Source organism: Cellulomonas soli (genome assembly GCF_052036975.1).
GTDB lineage: Bacteria > Actinomycetota > Actinomycetes > Actinomycetales > Cellulomonadaceae > Cellulomonas > Cellulomonas soli_A.
In genome coordinates this window covers 205,057-223,322 of sequence record NZ_JBQIAR010000006.1, presented here as the reverse complement: position 1 = coordinate 223,322, position 18,266 = coordinate 205,057, and the positions used below count along the sequence as shown (strand labels likewise).

Below are 18,266 nucleotides of genomic sequence, written 5' to 3'. Positions count from 1 at the left end.
CGGAGCCGCCCGCCGACGAGCGCGAGGTCGTCGTCTCCGCGAACCTGGTGCTGACCACCCCCGCGGGCGACCTGCCGTACCGGGCCGACGCCGGCCACCTGCTGGTCCGCGACGGCGCGGGGCAGCCGCTGGCGACGCTGTTCTACGTCGCCTACACGTCCACCGGCGACGCGGTGAGCCCGGACCGACCGCTGACCTACCTGTTCAACGGCGGCCCCGGCTCGGCCAGCCTGTGGCTCAACGTCGGCGGCTTCGGCCCGCGCCGGCCCGCGCAGAGCACCCCGCACGCCACCCCGCCCGCGCCGTACACGATCGAGGCGAACACCCGGTCGCTGCTGCCGACCAGCGACCTGGTGTTCATCGACGCCCCCGGCACCGGGCACTCGCGGATCCTGGACGGCGTCGACCCCGCCCGGGTGTGGGGCGTGGACGCCGACGCCGACGTGTTCGCGCGGGCGATCCTGCGGCACCTGGCGGTCACCGGACGGTGGAACTCCCCGCGCTACCTGTTCGGCGAGTCGTACGGCACCACGCGCGCCGCGGTCGTCGCGCACCGGCTGCAGAACATGGGCCTGGACCTCAACGGCGTGGTGCTGCTGTCGACCCTGCTCGACTGGACCGCGAACCTGCCCGGGGCCGACCAGGGCTTCGTGAACCTGCTGCCGACCTTCGCCGCCACGGCCCGGTACCACGGGCGCGCCGGGCACGCCGAGCTGGACGACGCCGCGTTCGACGCGGCAGCGATCGACTTCGCGCAGGGGCCGTACGCGTCAGCGCTGCAGCGGGGCGACGGCCTCGACCCCGCCGAGGAGGTGCGGGTCGCGGAGGCGATGGCGGCCTTCGTCGGGCTCGACGCCGGCCACCTGGCCTCCCGGCACCTGCGGGTCGGCCTCGAGGAGTTCCGCGCCCGGCTGCTCGCGGACGAAGGTCGGCTGATCGGCCGGTTCGACACCCGGTTCGTCGCCGAGCACGCCTACGTGGTGGGCGGCGGGGCGATGGACCCGGCCACCGACGACGCGGCCACCGCCGGGGTGACCTCGGCGCTGGTCACCACGTTCGCCGACCACCTGGCGCACGACATCGGGTACGTCTCGCCGACCGCCTACGTGCCCCTGAACAACATGGTCGTCGAGCCCGCGTGGGACTGGCGGCACCGCGCCCCGGCCATCGACGAGCCGATGCCGCTGCCCAACGTCGCGTTGGACCTGTCTGCCGCGATGCGTCGCAACCCGCACCTGCGCGTGCTGGTGCTCGGCGGGCGGTACGACCTGGCGACGCCGTACCTCGGCGCACGTCACGACCTGGCGCACCTGTTCCTCGGCGAGCGGCTGCGCGCCAACGTGACCGTGCGCGCCTACGACTCGGGGCACATGGCCTTCGTGGACGACGCGGCGCTCGCGGCGATGACCGCGGACGTCAGTGCGTTCCTGCGGGGCGTGTGACGTGCGCGCGGACGTGCTGCGCCGCGGCCGCCGCTCAGGGGGCGACGGCGGTGCGGTGCGCCCGCAGCACGGCGGCGAGCTCGTCCGGGTCCTGGCTGCGGATGGCGGCCACCAGGTCGCGGTGCACCTGCAAGCGCTCCTCGGAGGTCGGCTCCAGGCCGATCACGCCCAGGGTGACGTCGGTCTGGCTCTCCGCGGTGATGTAGTCGACCAGGTTCCGGTAGAAGGTCCGCAGCACCACGTTCGGCGAGATCTCCGCGATCCGGCGGTGCAGGCGCCAGTTCGGGTGCAGGCCGTCGGACGGGTGGGCCCACGTGCTCTCGAGCTCGGCGAGCAGCGCGTCCAGGTCGGCCAGGTCGGCCTCGGTGCGGTGCCGTGCGGCGTCGTGCAGCACCGCGTCGTCCAGCGCGTCGAGCACCTCGACCACGTCGTTCACCGCGGTGCCGGCCTGCCGCAGGTCCAGCACCTCGTAGGCGAGCCGGATCAGCGGGGACTGCGCCGCCACGAAGATGCCGCCACCGGGGCCGGGCCGGACCTCGACGGCGTCCCGGGCGCGCAGCACGCGCAACGCCTCACCGAGCGTGGCCGGGGCCACCTGGTACTCGGCGCACAGCTCGACCTTCGTGCCGATCCGGCGCCCGGGGGCCCAGCCCTGCTCGCCGATGCGGCGCTGCAGGTCGTCGGCCACGTAGTCGGCGGCGGACGCGGCCGGGCGGCTGCGGGGGCGCGGCGTGGTCATCGGGGTCTCCCTCACGGTCCAGCGACGAGCCGGCGGTAGCCGGTCGGTCGGGCGGGGCACCCGGTTCGGGTGACCTGTCGCACCAGAACAGTACTGATCAATACACACAAATGGTGGCGTTGGCCCGCGGGTCGACGCACGAGAGGCGAGTGACATGACGCGACAGACCGGTGGCCAGCTGCTGGTGGCCTCGCTGCTGGCCCAGGGCGTGACCGAGGTGTTCGGCATCCCGGGCGTGCAGCTCGACGCCGCGGCCGATGCCCTGCACGCGCGGCAGGACGCCATCCACTTCACGTGCGTGCGCAACGAGCAGGCCGCGACCTACATGGCCGACGGGTACGCCCGCAGCTCGGGCCAGGTCGGCGTCGCGATGGTCGTGCCCGGCCCCGGCGTGCTCAACGCCCTCGCAGGCCTGGCCACCGCGTACGCCACCGGCTCGCCCGTGCTGCTGATCGCCGGACAGATCCGCTCCGACCAGATCGGTCAGGGGTTCGGCGTGCTGCACGAGCTGCCCGACCAGACCGGCGTGCTCGAGCGCGTGACCGGGTGGACCGGGACGGCGCGGCGCGCGGCGGACATCCCCGGGCTGGTCGTCGAGGCGTTCCGGCGGCTGCGCTCCGACCGGCCGCGACCGGTGGCGATCGAGGTGCCGCCGGACGTGCTGGCCGAGGTCGTCGACGACGTCGCGGTCCCCGCTCGGGTGGCCCACACACGCACGGCCCCGCCCAACGACCAGGTGGTCGAGGCCGCCCGGCTGCTGCTCGCCGCCGAGCGTCCGCTGCTCTACGTGGGCGGCGGCATCCGCGCGTCGGGTGCGCAGGCGGAGCTGGTGGCGCTCGCCGAGGCCCTCGAGGCGCCGGTGCTGGTCAGCGAGAACGGTCGCGGGGCGATCGACGCCCGGCACCGGCTGGCATTCGACTCCCTCGCGCTGCGCACGCTGCGCGAGGACGCCGACCTGGTGCTCGCCGTGGGCAGCCGGTTCGTCTCGACCTTCGGCACCCGGGTCGACACGGGCGGGGCGCCGGTGCTGCTGGTCAACTCCGAGCCGGAGCACCTGGGCGGCATCCGCGAGCCGCGGCTCGCGCTGCGCGGCGACGCCCGGGCCACGCTGACCGCCCTGCTCGCCGAGGTGACGGCACCCGGCCTGCCGCGGCGGCCGTCCCGCGAGGACGAGCTGGCCGCCGCCCGTGCGTGGGTGGCCGGTCGACTGACGGAGATCTCCCCGCAGTGGGAGTACCTGACCGCGCTGCGCGACGTGCTGCCCGCGGATGCGGTGTTCGTCAGCGAGTACACCCAGATCGGCTACGCGGCGAGCCTGTGCCTGCCGACCTACGGCCCGCGCGGCTACCTCGGCCCCGGCTACCAGGGCACCCTCGGCTACGGCTTCGCGACGGCCCTCGGTGCGCAGACCGCCGACCCGGCCCGTGCGGTGGTCTCGGTCAACGGTGACGGCGGCTTCTCGTGGACCCTGCCCGAGCTGTCGACCGCCAAGCGGTACGGCCTGGCGGTGGTGACGATCGTGTTCCGTGACGGGTACTTCGGCAACGTGCGGCGCATCCAGCGCGACTCCTACGGCGGACGGGTGTTCGCCAGCGACCTCACCAACCCCGACTACCCGGCGCTGGCGGCGGCCTTCGGCATCCGGGCCGTGACGGTGTGGGACCCGGCGGGGCTGGCCGCGGCGGTGGCCGACGCGCTGACGGCGCGCGAGCCGGTGCTGATCGAGGTGCCGGTGGGGGAGTTCCCGTCGCCGTGGCACCTGATCCACGAGGGGCTGTCCACGCCGGCGCCGCTCGCGCCGGGCGCCGACCGGGTCGCGCCGCCCGCCTGACGGTGCCCGGCCGGCTCTGCCGACCCCACCGGCGGTGGCCCGGAGGCGGGAAACCTGCACGACACACCACGGATACGCTCCGATAAAGCGTATTGATCATACTGATTTCTGTCGTACCACCTCTGAGTGCAGTGCCCCCCCGATGATCGGAGACACCCTCATGAAGCGCTCCTCTGTCCTCGTCGGCGCCGTCGTGGTGTCGGCGTCGCTCGCGGCCTGTTCGAGCGGCAGCTCGGCCGACACGGGCACCGGTGACGGCTCGGCCGCGACCCGTTTCGCGGTGGCCTCCGACCCCGGCGTGCTGAACCCGATCACCAACGCCACCGGCGACGGCCAGCAGCTCGCGCTGCTCGCGTACGAGTCGCTCGTGCGGCTGCCCGCCGGCGCCGCGGCCGAAGGTCTCCTGGCCACCGACTGGGAGGTCACGCCGACCTCCGCCACCTTCACCCTCTCGCCCGACGCCACGTGCTCCAGCGGCGAGCCGCTGACCGCCAGCGACGTGAAAGCCACCTTCGACTATGCCGCCGACCCCGCGACCGGTTCGCCGTTCCTCGACGTCTACGTGCCCTCGGAAGGCATGACGGTCACGGCCGACGACGACGCCGGCGTGGTGACCTTCGCCTTCGCCACCCCGCTCAGCTTCCCGCTGGAGACGGTCGGCCAGCTGCCGATCGTGTGTGCCGACGGTCTGGCCGACCCGACCACGCTCGACACCACGACCGCCGGCACCGGCCCGTACGTGCTCGACACCGCCGACGCCGGGCTGAGCTACACCTACACGCTGCGCGACGACTACGGGTCCCCGACCGAGGGCATGCCCGCCACGCTCGAGGTCGAGGTCGTCGCCGACGACACGACGGCCGCGAACATGCTGACCACCGGCGACCTCGACATCGTGCAGATCGGCGGCACCGACCGCGACCGGCTCTCCGGCGAGGACCTGACCACCGTCGACGTCTCGGCCGGCCCGGGGCGCCTCTTCTTCAACCAGGCGCCGGGCCGCGCCACCCACGACCTCGCCGTGCGCGAGGCCATCGCCCAGGCGATCGACCGCGACGCCGTCGGCTCGGTCTCCACCGGCGGGCGGGGCCAGGCGATGACCTCGCTGATGTCGAACTCGTCCAGCGTGTGCGTCGGCGAGGACAACGCCGCGTCGATTCCCGCCCACGACCCGGCCGCCGCCGAGACCGTCCTGGCCGACGCCGGGATCACGCTCAAGCTGCTCTACAACAGCGCGGGCGGCCCCGGCATCACCGCGGGAGTCGAGCTGATCCAGGAGGAGCTCGCCGCGGTGGGCGTCACCGTCGAGCTCACCCCGTCCGCCTCGTACACCGACGTGATCTTCTCCGGCGGTGACTGGGACCTGGTCTGGGCCCCGATCAGCGCGGAGCTGCCGAGCATCTGGGCAGGCATCCTGTCCGGCGACTTCCCGCCGGACGGCGGCAACTGGACCTACAACGCCAACACCGCGTACCAGGCCGCCGTCGCCGAGGCGCAGCAGCTCTCCGGCGAGGACTCCTGCGGGGCCTGGTCGGCCGCCGAGGCCGCCCTGTTCGCCAACGTCGACGTGCTGCCGCTCTGGGAGGACACCGAGACGTTCTTCGGCTCCGGCGTCGAGCTCGGCGTGAACAGCAACGGGCAGCTGCTGCCCACCACGCTGCGGGTGGGCTGAGCCGTGACCGTCGCGCTCGCCGAGGGGCCCGTGCCCGGCGCCGACCCCTCGGCGGGCGCGCGGTCCCGCACCCTGCACCCCTGGTGGGGGTTCCTCGCCCGACGGTTCGGCCGGGCTGTGGCCTCGATGCTCGTGGTCGTCACCCTGGCGTTCCTGGTGCTGCGTGTGGCCGGGGGAGACCCGGTGCGCAACGCGCTGGGCCCCACGGCCTCGCCGGACCTCGTCGCCGAACGCCGGGCCCAGCTCGGGCTCGACGACCCCCTGCCCGCGCAGTACCTCGACTACCTGACCGGGCTGCTGCGCGGCGACCTCGGCGTCTCCCTCATCACCGGCCGCTCCGTCACCGACCTCGTCGCGACGCGCCTGCCGGCCACCCTCGAGCTCGCGGCGCTGGCGTTCGTCGTCGTGCTGCTGCTCGCCGTCCCGATCGGGCTGCTCGTCGCCGTGCGCACCTACGGCGGCCGGCGGCGCGGCACGGAGCTCGCGTTCACCGGGATCACCGGCTTCCTCGCCTCCGTGCCGGACTACCTGCTCGGCGTCCTGCTCGTGGTGGTCGTCTCGGTGAACCTGCGGCTGCTGCCCGTCGCCGGCAACGGCTCCGCCGCCGCGTACGTGCTGCCCGTGATCGCGCTCGCGCTGTCCTCCACGTGCGCCCTCGCCCGCATCGCGCGGGTCGAGGCGCTCGACGCGCTCGGCGAGGACTACGTGCGCACGGCACGCTCCAAACGGCTCGGTGCCCCACGGATCTACGTGCGGCACGTGCTGCCGAACATGCTCACGGCCGTGCTCACGCTCGGCGGCGGCCTGCTCGCCACCCTGGTCACCGGTTCGGTGCTGGTCGAGCGGGTGTTCAACTGGCCCGGCATGGGCAACGCGTTCGTCACCGCGATCACCACACGCGACTACGGCATCGTCCAGGGGCTCGCCCTGGTCTACGCCGCGATCGTGCTGCTGGTGAACCTGCTGGTGGACGTGGTCATCGCGCTGATCGACCGGCGCAGCACCCTGATCGAGACCTCATGAGCACCCTGTCCGCCACCCCGACCGCCACCCCGACCGCCACGGTGCCGGCCGCCGCACCCGCCGCCCGCGCCGGGCGTGCCCGCTCGGGCGCCGCCCGGTTCCTCGCCTCGCCCATGGCCGCCGTGTCCCTGGTGCTGCTCGCGGCGTTCGTCGTCGTCGCGGTGATCGGGCCGACCGTGTGGGGCGAGGCGGCCACCGCCACGCACCCCGACGCGGTGCTGCTGCCCGCGAGTGGCGAGCACTGGTTCGGCACCGACGCGCTCGGGCGTGACATCTTCGCCCGGGTGATGGTCGCGACGCGCCTGTCGCTCGTCATGGCGCTCAGCGCCACCGCCGCGGGCGCCGTCGCCGGGGTGCTGCTCGGCGGGCTGCCCGTGGCGTTCGGGGCACGGGTCCAGCGTGCCGCCTCCGCCGTGATCACGACGTGGCTGGCGTTCCCGGTGCTGCTGGTCGCGATGCTCGTCGTGATCCTGCTGGACGCCGGGACGGTCACCGCCGTGATCGCGCTGGCCGTGACCATGACCCCGTCCTTCGCCCGGCTCACCCAGACCCTCGCGGCCCGCGTCGGTGGCTCGGAGTACCTGGCGGCCGCGCGGCTGCTCGGCATCTCGCGCACCCGCCAGCTCACCCGGTACGTCGTGCCGAACATCGCCGAGCCGGTCATCGTCAACGTCACGCTGTCGATCGGCGGCGGGCTGCTCGCGCTGTCCTCGCTGAGCTTCCTCGGGGTCGGCGTGCAGCCGCCGGACTTCGACTGGGGGCGTCTGCTCGCCGACGGCTTCGACCAGATCTACACGAGCTCCGCCGCGGCCCTCGGCCCCGGTGCCGTGATCATCCTGGCCGGCCTGACGTTCGGCATGCTCGGCGAGTCGCTGGCCGCCCACCTGCGCGGCGGGCGCACCCGTCCCGTCGGTCACCGTGAGAGTGCCGAGCAGCTCCTCACCGAGACGTCCGTCGCGCTGCCGGAGCCGGTCGACGGTGCGCTGCTCGAGGTGCGTGGGCTGCGGGTCACGTTCCCCGGACCGGACGGCCCGCGCGCCGTGGTCCGCGGGGTCGACCTGGTGCTCATGCCCGGCGAGATCGTCGGCGTGGTCGGGGAGTCCGGCAGCGGCAAGTCCGTCACCATGACGGCGATCGCCGGGCTGGCCGACCCGACCGCCCGCGTGCACGCCGACCGGATGCTGCTGCGCGGCGAGGACCTGCTCGTGCTCACGCCCCGCGACCGGTCGGCCGCGCTGCGTGCCGTCGGGATGGTGTTCCAGGACTCGCTCACCGCCCTCAACCCCGCGCTGCGGGTCGGCACCCAGCTCGCCGAGGTGCCCCGGGCGTCCCGCGTGGCCGGGGTCGAGCGCCCCTCGCGGCGCGCGGCGCACCAGCAGGCGGTCGAGGCCCTCGGCGCGGTGCAGATCTCCGACCCGGAGCGGCGCGCTCGGCAGTTCCCGCACGAGTTCTCCGGCGGCATGCGCCAGCGGGCCCTCATCGCCATGGCGCAGATCTCCGGGCCGCCGCTGCTCGTGGCCGACGAACCGACCACCGCCCTCGACGTCACCGTGCAGCGTCAGGTGCTCACGCTGCTGCGTCGCCAGTGCGCCGAGAACGGGCAGACGGCGGTCGTCGTGTCGCACGACATCGCGGTGCTCGGCGAGCTGTGTCAGCGACTGGTCGTGATGTACCACGGCGAGGTCGTCGACGCGTTCCCGACCGCCGACCTGCGGACCCCGGAACGGCTCGCGCACCCGTACTCGCGGGCGCTGGTCCAGGCCCTGCCGGACCTGTCGACCGACGTCACGACACCGCTGGCGACCGTGGAGGCGCTGCTCGCCGCCCCCGGACGACGCGAGGAAGAGGTGGCCTGAGATGCGTGGTGCCGACGTCCTGGAGGTCAACGACCTCGTCGTCCGCTACGGCCACGGACCGCGCGCCGTGCACGCCGTCGACGGGGTCTCCCTCACCGTCCCCCGGGGCGGTGTGGTCGGCGTCGTCGGGGAGTCCGGGTCGGGCAAGTCGACGCTCGCCCGCGCCATCGTCGGGATGGCACCCGTGCACGCGGGCACCATCGCGGTGGACGACCACGACATGACGCGGCGCGGCCGGACCGGCGCCCGCGCCCGGGCGTCGATGGTCCAGATGGTCTTCCAGGACCCGTACTCCTCGCTCAACCCGCGGATGCGCGTCGGCGAGGCCATCGCCGAGGTGCTCGCGGTGCACTCCGCCGTGCCCGCCTCCGGCCGTGCCGAGGCCGTGCGCGAGCTGCTCGAGCTGGTGCGCCTCGACCCGGACGTCGCCCGGCAGCACCCCCGGCAGATCTCCGGCGGCATGCGCCAGCGCGTCGCGATCGCCCGCGTGCTGGCGGTCCGACCCCGGCTGATCGTCGCCGACGAGATCACCAGCGCGCTCGACGCGTCCGTGCAGGGCGTCGTGCTCAACCTGATGCGCGAGCTGCAGACCGAGCTCGGCCTGTCGATGCTGTTCATCAGCCACAACCTCGCGGCCGTGCGGTACATGGCGCAGGAGGTCGTCGTCATGCACCGCGGCAAGGTCGTCGAGCACGGGCCGACCGAGCAGGTGGTCGCGACGCCCGGGCACCCGTACACGCAGGGGCTCATCTCGGCCCTGCCGCGGATCGAGGACGCCGGGCGGGACGTGTTGCTGGGTGACGGCCTCCACGCCCCGTGACGTGTCGCGAGGGCCCGTTCTCCTGACACTCTCGGCGTCGTATCGTGGGCCTGGTCGACTGGCTCGTCGGCGATCTGATCCGAGGAGGCGCCATGGGTGACGTGCTCCTCGCGGTCGTGGGTGATGCTGCGGCCTCGGTCGCGCTCCTGCTGGGCGCCCACACCCTGACGACCACGCTCGTCCTGCTGGGTGCCGCGACCCTCGCTGCGGCTGCCGCAGCGCTCCTGGTCCGGGGGACGACGAGCCTGGCCACGCTCGACGTGACGGCCCTGCCGGCCGGGCACGTGCGCGACGCGCTGGACGTGCGCCCGTTCGTGGCGCAGAGCGACCCGGACGCACCCGGGCGGGCCCGACCTCGGGCTCCCGGCTGCTGCCTCGGCTGACCACCCCGGCCCAGGACCACTGACCCGACGCCGCGCGATGCGTGGCGTCCCGCCCCTGCGTGCACGGGGTGGTCGGCGAACGCGCACCCACCCGTTCGTCCGACCGAGGGACCCCCATGAACGTCTATGCCTGGCCGCCCGTTGCGGCGCTGCTCGATGCTGCCTACCGCGCCCTGATGGGCCTGACCGACCTGCTCGAACCCGTCGCCGGTGAGGCCGCGGCCGCCGCGGCGGTGGTGCTCGTGACCCTGGCCGTGCGTGCCGTGCTCGTGCCCGTGGGTGTCTCGCAGGCGAGAGCCGAGCGGACCCGTGCACGCCTGGCGCCGCAGCTGGCCGAACTGCAGCGCCGCCACCGCCACGACCCGGAGCAGCTGCAGAGGGCGACGATGCGGCTGTACGCGGACGAGGGCACCACCCCGTTCGCGGGCGTCGTTCCCCTGCTGGTGCAGATGCCCGTGCTGGGCGTCATCTACGGGGTGTTCATCCACACGCAGGTCGCGGGGCACGGCAACGCGCTGCTCGGTCGGACCCTCGCCGGGGTGCCGCTCGGGTCGAGCCTGGTGCACGTGCCCGGTGGTGGCGCGGCCACGCTCGCGACGGTGCTGGTGGTCGGCGCGGTCGTGCTGGGGATCGCGCTGGTCGGCGAGCTGACCCGGCGGGCCTCGTCGCCGGGTGGTCGGCTCGCGGGCCCCGTTCCGTCGTCGCCGGTCGCGTCTGCCGGGGCACCGGGGACGCCGGGTGCGGCGGCGAACCCCCTGGCGGGGGTGCGGGTGCAGCGTGCTCTGGGTGCCCTGCAGTTCATGACGGCCGTGGTCGCGTGCTTCGTGCCGTTGGCTGCGGGTCTCTACCTGCTGGTCACGGCCTGGTGGACGTTCGTGCAGCGGCTGGTGCTGCGCCGCCGGTACCCGCTCGAGACGGTCCGCGACGCGTCCGCGTGACCCGCGGTGGCCGCGCCGGATCGCCCGCCCTGGAGGACGATGGATGGGGTCGGACACTGATCCAAGGGGGCAATCATGGCGACCGGCGACACCGCTGCTGGCGAGACCGCATCGGACTCGAAGAGCACGACCACCACCCCGCTCGAGTCGTTCCTGGCGGCCCTCGGCAAGCTTCCGGAGAGCGAGACCAAGCCCGCCTCGGGTTCGGTGAGCGTCGACGCGGATGCGCACGGACAGCTGGAGAACCTCATCGCCTACTCGTTGCTCGACGACGTGGTGGGCCCGGTCGTCGACTCGGTCGTCGACCTGAAGGCACGTGCCGTGCTCGTCGTCGAGGACCGCGCGTTCCTGCACTCGTGCTGGTCCCACACGGCCGTCGACGCGCAGCTCGCCGCGCTCGAGGGGGTCCTCACCGAGGCCGAGGCGATGCTCGAGGCCCACCTGAGCCCTCCGAACCTCGAGGTCGTGGAAGGCACCGGCCCCAGCGGGGAGGTGGACAGGGGTGAACGGGCCATCGCGGGCCCCGCACTGCTCGCGGGGGCTGCCGCCTCGCTCACCGCGCTCCTGCCCGGGGCCACCGCGGCGGTCGGGATCCTCGGCGCCGCGCCCGCGCTGATGGGCGCCGCCATGGATGTCGTCGGCATGTTCCGCACGTCGTACTCCTACGCGGGACGAGTGATGACCCCGTCCGGCACACCCCTCGTGGCAGAGACGGTCAGGACGCTCCGCCGTCGAGGGGTCGACACCTTCGTCGACGGCTTCACCGTGGGTGCCCCGTCGCCTCTGCTGGAACGGCTGGCCGCGTGCCGGACCAGGGCAGCACGCCTGCTGTCGGACGCGGTCGGGTTGCGGTCGAGGGTCACGACAGGCCGCGCCGCCATCGTCCGGCTCGAGGCCGAGCTCGGTGAGCTCCGTGCCGCGGTCGTCGACCTGGCGAAGAAGGGCGAGGTGTCGGACGTGCTCGACAGCCGGACCCGCGAGGTGTCGGTCCACCTCGCCGAGTCCGACGCCGCCAACGCGGCGGACGCCGCCGCGCTCGCCGTGGTCGACGGCGCCTTGACGGCCGCGAACACCGTGGCGGCGCTGATGGCGTCCCCCGACGGGACCCTCCCGCCGCTCGTGGCCGCGCTGCTCAGGGAGCGTGCCTTGGCGAAAGGTGTGTCGCACGTCCTGTTCGTCTCGATCGACCATGCCGGTTCGTCCAACGCCACACCCTCCGGCAAGGACGCCAAGCTCGTGTGGCTCGGTGGGCTCCAGGTCAGCTTCCTCGTCCTCGACCTCGCCTTGGGCGAGACGGTGGCGGGTGGGGTCGAACAGGCAGTCACCAGTGCCGACTTCGATGCGCGCAGCGGGGTCCTCACCCGGCATCCGACCGAGCGGATCGAGCACGAGCTCGCGCACCTCTAGCGAGGCCGACCCTGCACCAGGACGTCGGCAGGCCGGTGGTTCACCTCTCGACGCGTGAGACCGAGGCGCCGGAGCCGACCGAGGTGAAGGCCCTGCCGACCTGGCGTGCGGTCCACAGCAGCACCAGCCAGATCAGGGCGGCGATGGTCACGCCGTACGCGATGAGCCACACGCCCGCGGTGCTCAGGGCCTGCGCCACCAGCAGCGCCACGACCCGGCCGGACCCCGTCCCGGCGGCCACCCACGACCCGCCGGAGGGTGCGGCGGACGCGGGCCCCGTGCGGTCGGGTGTGCGGTCCAGCCGGATCTCCACGTCGTGCAGCACCAGGGTGCCGTCGTCCGAGGTGAAGCTGCCGAAGCACGCCACCGGGTCGCCCTCGGCGTACCGGCAGTGCGTGGTCGTGGACACCCCGGGCACGGACCGGGTGTCCACGTGGTGCCAGTCGTCCACACCCATCAGGGTGAGTGCGACGAGCGGGGCGGCGACCAGCACCGCCAGGACGAGCCGGACGAGGACCACGATCCGGGTGCCGCTGCGGCTGGTCCGGCGGGGCAGGATCGCGCTCGTGGTCGTGGCTCCTCGGTGTCGGCGCCGTCGGACGGCCCGGCGGGCGTGCTCGGTCGGACCGCTCGTGTGAGCGTGTCAGGCTGCCGTGAACGGCACACGGCGGGGGGCTGTCGCGCGGATGACGCGCCGCCGTCGCCGTGAGGGGCGCTGATGCGGGTCGGACTCGGGGGTCGTTCAGGGGCAGGTCAGGGGTTCACCCGATGCCGCCCGGTGCGGGGCCGCTGCCAGGGTGGTCGTGGCGCGGGACGGTCCGTGCCCCGCACCGACGAGGACCCTCATGACACGCCGCCGCACCCCCGCACCCGTCGTCGCCGGTCTGCTGGCCGTCGGTCTGGTGGCCCTGGCCTCCGGGCTCGGCGCGTGCGACGTGCCGACGGGGCCGCGGACCAGCGAACCGCGCGAGGTGGGTGACGTCAGCTCCGTGCGGCTGACCACGTCGGGCTCCCTGACGATCGCCCGCGGCGACGTGCCGGGGCTCACCGTCACCGCGGCCGAGAACGTCCTGCCCTACCTGACCAGCGACGTGCATGACGGCGTGCTCGTGCTGGGCGTCCAGGGCGGGCACCCCGGGGCTGCTGCGGGCGACATCCGGTACGAGCTCGTGCTGGGGGACCTGCAGCAGCTGTGGGTCGAAGGTTCAGGTGACGTCGACGCCGACGGGGCGTCCGGGGAACGGCTCGACGTGCAGGTCGACGGGTCGGGTGACGTCGTGGTGCACGACGTGGACGTGGACGAGGTGTCCGTGTCGATCCAAGGGTCCGGTGTCGTCGCCCTGACGGGGCGTGCCACGGGCCAGGTCGTCACCGTGGACGGTTCGGGGGACTACAGCGCCGGTGACCTGACCACCCGCGACGCCACGGTCTCCGTCGCGGGGTCCGGTGACGTGGACGTGGCCGTCAGCGGCCGGCTCGGCGTGCAGATCGCCGGCAGCGGCTCGGTGACGCACACCGGCGGGGCGGACGTCACCTCGCGCGTCGACGGCCGGGGCCAGGTCCGCCAGGGCTGACCGACCCGGCCCTGTGCGGCTCCTCGCGTGCGCGGACGGCGCCCGCGCCCCACGATGACGGGTGAGAGCGCCGCCTCCCCGGGCCGCGCCTGACACCGACCGCCCGTGGGCCCGGGTCGGCCGTGCAACGTCGGAAGGGACGGCTGAAGGTGAGCGAGCCCGGGCCCGGGGCCGGCCTCACGGCTGCGCAGGCAGCCAGGCGGTTGCTCGACGACGGCCCGAACCTGATGCCGGCGCCGGCGCGCCCCCACCCGGTGCGGCAGCTGGCAGCCCAGATGACGCACCGGTTCGCCGGGATGCTGTGGGCCGCGGCCGCACTCGCCGTGCTCGCGCGCATGACGACGCTCGCCGTCGCGATCGTCGTCGTCGTGCTCGTCAACGGTGTCTTCGCGTTCGGGCAGGAGTACCGGGCCGACCGCGCGGCCGAGAGGCTCGGCTCCCTCGTGCCGTCGCGGGTGCGCGTGCGCCGCGACGGGCACCCCGTCACGTGCGACGCCACGGACGTCGTGGCCGGTGACCTGGTGCTGCTCAGCGCCGGCGACCGGGTGTGCGCCGACCTGCGGCTGGTCGAGGGCCACGCGCTCGCCGTCGACGAGTCGCTGCTGACCGGCGAGAGCGTGGCCGTGCGCCCCACGGTCGGGGGCCGGCTCCTGTGCGGCACGTTCGTGGTCGAGGGGGAAGCCGAAGCCGTCGTGGAGCTCACCGGTGCGCGCACCCGGCTCGCCGGGATCGCCGCCCTGACCACCGCCACCGCCCGCGACCGGACACCCCTGGCGCGCGAGCTCGACCGTGTCGTGCGCACCGTCTCGACCGTCGCCGTCGTCGTCGGCGTCGCACTGGGCGGGGGAGCGGCACTGCTGGGCCTGGACCTCGTGGACGGCTTCCTGCTCGGGCTGGGGGTCATGGTCGCGCTCGTCCCCGAAGGGCTCCTGCCGACGGTCACCCTCTCGTTGGCCCGGGCGGCACAACGGATGGCCGGCCGTCACGCCCTGGTCCGGCGGCTCGACGCCGTCGAGACCCTCGGTGCGACGACGTTCATCTGCACCGACAAGACCGGCACCCTCACGCTCAACCACATGACCGTCGCGCGGGTGTGGACACCAGCAGGGGAGCAGGTGCTGGACAGCTCCGACTACGACCCCGGCCCCGCGCTGCCCCCGCCGCAGCGGGACACGGTCCGCCTGGCCGCCCGCACGGCTGCGCTGTGCGTCCAAGGGCGTGCCGTGCACCACACGAGGGCCGGCTGGGTCGCCGACGGGGACCCGATGGAGGCGGCGCTCGACGTGCTCGACCGCCGGTGCGGCGGGCCCGCGCGGCCCCGCCCCGTTCGGCGCCTGCCCTACACCGCGTCACGGCGACGGTCGGCCGTCGTGACGCAGGCCCTGCACCCCGGGCAGGGCGGCGGCAGCCACGACCTGCACGTGCTCGGGGCACCCGAAGCCGTGCTGGCCGTCTGCCGACCGGGCACCGACGTGGCCGCCGCCGCGCACCGCTCCGACGAGCTGGCGGCGCTGGGGCTCAGGGTCCTGGCCGTGGCCGGACGGCCCGCCGACGACCTCCTCGCGGAGAGCGACCCGGAGCACGACCTTCAGCTGATCGGCCTGATCGCGTTGCACGACCCCCCACGGCCGGACGTCGCCGACGCCGTGTCCGCGTGCCGCGAGGCGGGAATCCGGCTGATCATGGTCACCGGCGACCACCCCGCCACCGCGCAGGCCGTGGCACGGCAGGTGGGCCTGCTGCGCGGTGAGGGTGCGGCGCTGCTCGGCACGGACCTGCCCGCCGACCCGGCGGCGCTCGCGGCGCTGCTGGACCGCCCCTCCGGTGCCGTCGTCGCACGGGTCACTCCCGAGGACAAGCTGCGGATCGCCCGGGCGCTGCACGACGCCGGGCACGTCGTGGCGATGACCGGCGACGGCGTCAACGACGCGCCGGCGCTGCGAGCAGCCGACGTCGGAGTCGCGATGGGCGCCGGCGGCAGCGACGTCGCCCGGGAGGCCGCCGACCTCGTGCTGCTCGACGACCACTTCGGGACGATCGTCGCGGCCGTCGAGCTGGGCCGGGCCACGACGCACAACATCCGACGGTTCCTCACCTACCACCTCACCGACAACGTGGCCGAGCTCGCACCGTTCGTGCTCTGGGCCCTCGGGGGAGGCAACGTGCCGCTGGCCATCGGGGTGCTGCAGGTGCTCGCGCTGGACATCGGGACGGACCTGCTTCCCGCACTCGCTCTCGGTGCCGAACCGCCGCACGCCCGCACGCTGCACGGCCCTGTGCGCGCCGAGCACCTGATCGACCGCGGACTGCTGGTCCGCGCCCTCGGGATCCTGGGACCGGCGGAGGCGGCCGGGTCCTTGGCGACCTTCCTGGCGGTGCTGACGGTCGGCGGATGGTCGTGGGGTGCGGCACCCGCCCCGGCACTGCTGGCCACGGCGTCCGGTTCGGCGTTCGCGGCGATCGTCGTCGGGCAGATGGTCAACGCGGTCGCCTGCCGGTCGCGGACCCGCCCGGCGTGGACCCTGCGATGGCGCGGCAACCGGCTCCTGGGCTGGGCGGTCGTCAGTGAGCTCGCAGCCTTGGTGCTCTTCGTCGGGCCCACACCCCTGGCAGGGCTGCTCGGCGGCACATGGCCCGGACCGGTCGGGTGGGCGGGTGCGCTCGCGACCGGTGCAGCGGTCGCCGTGGTCGACGGGGTGCACAAGGCCGTGACGCGCCCGCGCTGAGCTCGGCGTGGGCCATGGCTACCGCGTCAGTGACTCCCGTGCGGCGCTCGCGGTGCTCGTGACCCCCGGCCCGGGTGCCTCGGGCGGCGCCCACCTCGACGAGCGCACCAGCGAGGCGAACATCAGTGCGGCCATGGTGCCCCCGAACACCGTGCACGCCATGGTGGCCCCGCCGACCGAGACCAGCGCACCGAACGCGGCCATGGCGGCCGGCATCAGCACGTCGTCGCCCAGCCGCAGCACCGCCGACAGACGCCCGAGGTACGCCTCGTCCGCTGTCGCGACGAACAGAGCCCCCAGCAGGGTGGAGGCCATCCCGGCGCTCACGCCGATCACCAGGCACGCCGCGGCGCTCACGGTGCGCCCACCGGCACCGAGCGCGACGATCGCCGCCCCCTGCACCACCAGGCACGTGAAGGCCACGACGGCGGGCCGCCCGGGCCGCCACCGGGTCATCACGAGCGAGCCCAGCACGCCGCCCGCACCGACCAGCGACGTCGCGGTGCCCAACGCCGCGGCACCCCAGCCGTCGGCCTGTGCGCGCACGGCCAGCCCGATGCTCAACGCCGGCCCCACGAACAGGTTGAGACCCGACAGGGTCAGCACCAACGACCGGGTGTGGGGTGCGGTGCGCAGATGGGCGAACCCGGCGGCGACCGACCGCAGCACGGGCTCTGCCTCGGCGCGGGCCAACCGGTGGCGTGGACGCAGCCAGCCGACCAGCACGGCACCGACCGCGACGAACGTCACCGCGTCGAACAGTGCCGCACCGGCCAGACCCCCGCGGGCGACCAGCAGCCCGCCGAGCGCAGCCCCGGCCAGCGTGCCCAGCCGGCTCAGCGCCTGACCGAGGCCCGCGTACGCCGACAGGTCCTCGCGTCGCACCAGCTGCCTGCCGATGGTGGCGGCCGACGGCTCGTACACGGCGTCGCACACCCCGAACGCGACCGAGGCCACCAGCAGCGCGGGCAACGTGATCTGCCCACCGACGTCGACCACGAGCACCGCACCGAGCACGACCAGTCGCGCACCGGTCGAGGCGACCATCACGCGGCGCGCGTCGAGCCGGTCGGCGGCAACCCCACCGACCAGCAGCACGAGCGCCCGGGGGACCGTCCCTGCGGCCACCACCAGGCCCGCGACCGCGGGGGAGGCCACCTGCACGGCCACCCACGCCAGGGCCACCGTCCACGCGGCGTCGCCGGCGTCGGAGAACGCCTTGACGGCCAGCCAGGTGCGGGCGAGGACGTCCCGGGAGAACGGCGGCGCGACCGGGGTCCCGCTCACGGACGGCTCGGGAAGACGCGGATGAACCCGTGGGCCGGGATCGTGGTGCCCTCGTCCCCGCCCGGGGGACTGCCCGCCCGCACGTCGTCGGTCCATTCCGAGACGACGTCGGCCAGGCGTTGCCCGAGGTCCTGCAGCTGGGCGGGCGTCGCCCGCACCGACCAGTCGATGCTCGTGGCGGCGTCGCGGTGCTCGGCGGGGGCGGACGCCCGGGCCCGGTGCCACTCGGCGAGCTTGCGCGTGCTGCGCTCGGCGTCGAGGCGTTCGGCCGCGGCTGCCCGCAGCCGGTCGGCCGGCCCGGCGAAGTCGTCGACCGACCACGTCAGGCTGCCCCCGGTGCTGCGCCACCAGCTGGTGCGCCCGTCGGTGCTCAGCTCCGGGGCGCGCTCGACCACCCCCACCCGCTCCAGCATCCGCAGGTGGTGCGAGACGCTCCCGACCTGCTGGTCGAGGTGCGCCGCGAGGGTACCGACCTTCGCCGGTCCCTCCACCGACAGGTAGTCCAGCAGGCGGCGACGCAGCGGGTGGTGCACGGCGACGAGGACGTCGATGGCGACAGGCATGGGCG

General features: G+C 74.5%; 15 protein-coding genes. 11 read left to right on the top strand and 4 right to left on the bottom strand.

Features of this window, described 5'->3' with window-relative positions; translation table 11 throughout:
* Positions 1-1,442 (top strand): S10 family peptidase (locus ACTHAM_RS08890; protein ID WP_440686495.1); only part of this gene is annotated, 1,442 nt, incomplete at its 5' end.
* 34 nt (positions 1,443-1,476) lie between these two features.
* Here ACTHAM_RS08890 and ACTHAM_RS08885 read toward each other — a convergent pair.
* Positions 1,477-2,181: a FadR/GntR family transcriptional regulator gene (locus ACTHAM_RS08885; protein ID WP_440686493.1), complete on the bottom strand. Its 705-nt coding sequence runs from the start codon at positions 2,179-2,181 to the stop codon at positions 1,477-1,479.
* Positions 2,182-2,335: 154 nt separating this feature from the next.
* Here ACTHAM_RS08885 and ACTHAM_RS08880 point away from each other — a divergent pair, with 154 nt between their 5' ends.
* From ACTHAM_RS08880 to ACTHAM_RS08845, 8 genes are all read left to right on the top strand, one after another.
* On the top strand, positions 2,336-4,012 hold the full coding sequence (locus tag ACTHAM_RS08880; protein WP_440686491.1) for a thiamine pyrophosphate-dependent enzyme: 1,677 nt from the start codon (positions 2,336-2,338) through the stop codon (positions 4,010-4,012).
* 160 nt (positions 4,013-4,172) lie between these two features.
* A complete protein-coding gene (locus tag ACTHAM_RS08875; protein WP_440686488.1) occupies positions 4,173-5,684 on the top strand; it encodes an ABC transporter substrate-binding protein in 1,512 nt (503 codons plus the stop codon).
* A 3-nt stretch (positions 5,685-5,687) separates the two neighbouring features.
* Positions 5,688-6,707, top strand: a complete 1,020-nt coding sequence (locus ACTHAM_RS08870) for an ABC transporter permease (protein WP_440686486.1) — start codon at positions 5,688-5,690, stop codon at positions 6,705-6,707.
* Positions 6,704-8,563: a dipeptide/oligopeptide/nickel ABC transporter permease/ATP-binding protein gene (locus tag ACTHAM_RS08865; RefSeq protein ID WP_440686484.1), complete on the top strand. Its 1,860-nt coding sequence runs from the start codon at positions 6,704-6,706 to the stop codon at positions 8,561-8,563. Before ACTHAM_RS08870 ends, ACTHAM_RS08865 begins: the two co-directional genes overlap by 4 nt.
* Position 8,564: 1 nt before the next feature.
* Complete coding sequence (locus tag ACTHAM_RS08860) at positions 8,565-9,383, top strand: ABC transporter ATP-binding protein (protein WP_440686482.1); 819 nt, start codon at positions 8,565-8,567, stop codon at positions 9,381-9,383.
* Between the two features lie 92 nt (positions 9,384-9,475).
* Positions 9,476-9,766 (top strand): DUF6412 domain-containing protein, encoded by a 291-nt coding sequence (locus tag ACTHAM_RS08855; protein ID WP_440686480.1) that lies wholly within the window; start codon positions 9,476-9,478, stop codon positions 9,764-9,766.
* A 116-nt stretch (positions 9,767-9,882) separates the two neighbouring features.
* Positions 9,883-10,704, top strand: a complete 822-nt coding sequence (locus ACTHAM_RS08850) for a YidC/Oxa1 family membrane protein insertase (protein ID WP_440686478.1) — start codon at positions 9,883-9,885, stop codon at positions 10,702-10,704.
* A gap of 75 nt (positions 10,705-10,779) precedes the next feature.
* Positions 10,780-12,111, top strand: a complete 1,332-nt coding sequence (locus tag ACTHAM_RS08845) for a hypothetical protein (protein WP_440686476.1) — start codon at positions 10,780-10,782, stop codon at positions 12,109-12,111.
* A gap of 40 nt (positions 12,112-12,151) precedes the next feature.
* On the opposite strand, the gene ACTHAM_RS08840 is transcribed toward ACTHAM_RS08845, so the two are convergent.
* On the bottom strand, positions 12,152-12,631 hold the full coding sequence (locus ACTHAM_RS08840; RefSeq protein ID WP_440686474.1) for a hypothetical protein: 480 nt from the start codon (positions 12,629-12,631) through the stop codon (positions 12,152-12,154).
* Between the two features lie 325 nt (positions 12,632-12,956).
* Here ACTHAM_RS08840 and ACTHAM_RS08835 point away from each other — a divergent pair, with 325 nt between their 5' ends.
* Together ACTHAM_RS08835 and ACTHAM_RS08830 are read left to right on the top strand one after the other, a co-directional pair.
* Positions 12,957-13,685: a GIN domain-containing protein gene (locus tag ACTHAM_RS08835; RefSeq protein WP_440686472.1), complete on the top strand. Its 729-nt coding sequence runs from the start codon at positions 12,957-12,959 to the stop codon at positions 13,683-13,685.
* A gap of 149 nt (positions 13,686-13,834) precedes the next feature.
* On the top strand, positions 13,835-16,411 hold the full coding sequence (locus tag ACTHAM_RS08830; protein WP_440686470.1) for a cation-translocating P-type ATPase: 2,577 nt from the start codon (positions 13,835-13,837) through the stop codon (positions 16,409-16,411).
* Positions 16,412-16,429: 18 nt separating this feature from the next.
* Here the strand turns inward: ACTHAM_RS08830 and ACTHAM_RS08825 are convergent, their stop codons facing one another.
* Both ACTHAM_RS08825 and ACTHAM_RS08820 read right to left on the bottom strand, forming a co-directional pair.
* Complete coding sequence (locus ACTHAM_RS08825; RefSeq protein ID WP_440686468.1) at positions 16,430-17,698, bottom strand: MFS transporter; 1,269 nt, start codon at positions 17,696-17,698, stop codon at positions 16,430-16,432.
* On the bottom strand, positions 17,695-18,261 hold the full coding sequence (locus tag ACTHAM_RS08820) for an ArsR/SmtB family transcription factor (protein WP_440686465.1): 567 nt from the start codon (positions 18,259-18,261) through the stop codon (positions 17,695-17,697). The genes ACTHAM_RS08825 and ACTHAM_RS08820 overlap by 4 nt, the downstream gene beginning before the upstream one ends.
* Between the last annotated feature and the right edge of the window lie 5 nt (positions 18,262-18,266).

What these genes read in the sequence shown, in the direction of transcription:
- ACTHAM_RS08880 (WP_440686491.1), top strand. Translation starts at nt 2,336, where the DNA reads ATGACGCGACAGACCGGTGGCCAGCTGCTGGTGGCCTCGCTGCTGGCC.
- ACTHAM_RS08885 (WP_440686493.1), bottom strand. Translation starts at nt 2,181, where the DNA reads ATGACCACGCCGCGCCCCCGCAGCCGCCCGGCCGCGTCCGCCGCCGAC.
- ACTHAM_RS08860 (WP_440686482.1), top strand. Translation starts at nt 8,565, where the DNA reads ATGCGTGGTGCCGACGTCCTGGAGGTCAACGACCTCGTCGTCCGCTAC.
- ACTHAM_RS08850 (WP_440686478.1), top strand. Translation starts at nt 9,883, where the DNA reads ATGAACGTCTATGCCTGGCCGCCCGTTGCGGCGCTGCTCGATGCTGCC.
- ACTHAM_RS08865 (WP_440686484.1), top strand. Translation starts at nt 6,704, where the DNA reads ATGAGCACCCTGTCCGCCACCCCGACCGCCACCCCGACCGCCACGGTG.
- ACTHAM_RS08845 (WP_440686476.1), top strand. Translation starts at nt 10,780, where the DNA reads ATGGCGACCGGCGACACCGCTGCTGGCGAGACCGCATCGGACTCGAAG.
- ACTHAM_RS08820 (WP_440686465.1), bottom strand. Translation starts at nt 18,261, where the DNA reads ATGCCTGTCGCCATCGACGTCCTCGTCGCCGTGCACCACCCGCTGCGT.
- ACTHAM_RS08875 (WP_440686488.1), top strand. Translation starts at nt 4,173, where the DNA reads ATGAAGCGCTCCTCTGTCCTCGTCGGCGCCGTCGTGGTGTCGGCGTCG.
- ACTHAM_RS08855 (WP_440686480.1), top strand. Translation starts at nt 9,476, where the DNA reads ATGGGTGACGTGCTCCTCGCGGTCGTGGGTGATGCTGCGGCCTCGGTC.
- ACTHAM_RS08835 (WP_440686472.1), top strand. Translation starts at nt 12,957, where the DNA reads ATGACACGCCGCCGCACCCCCGCACCCGTCGTCGCCGGTCTGCTGGCC.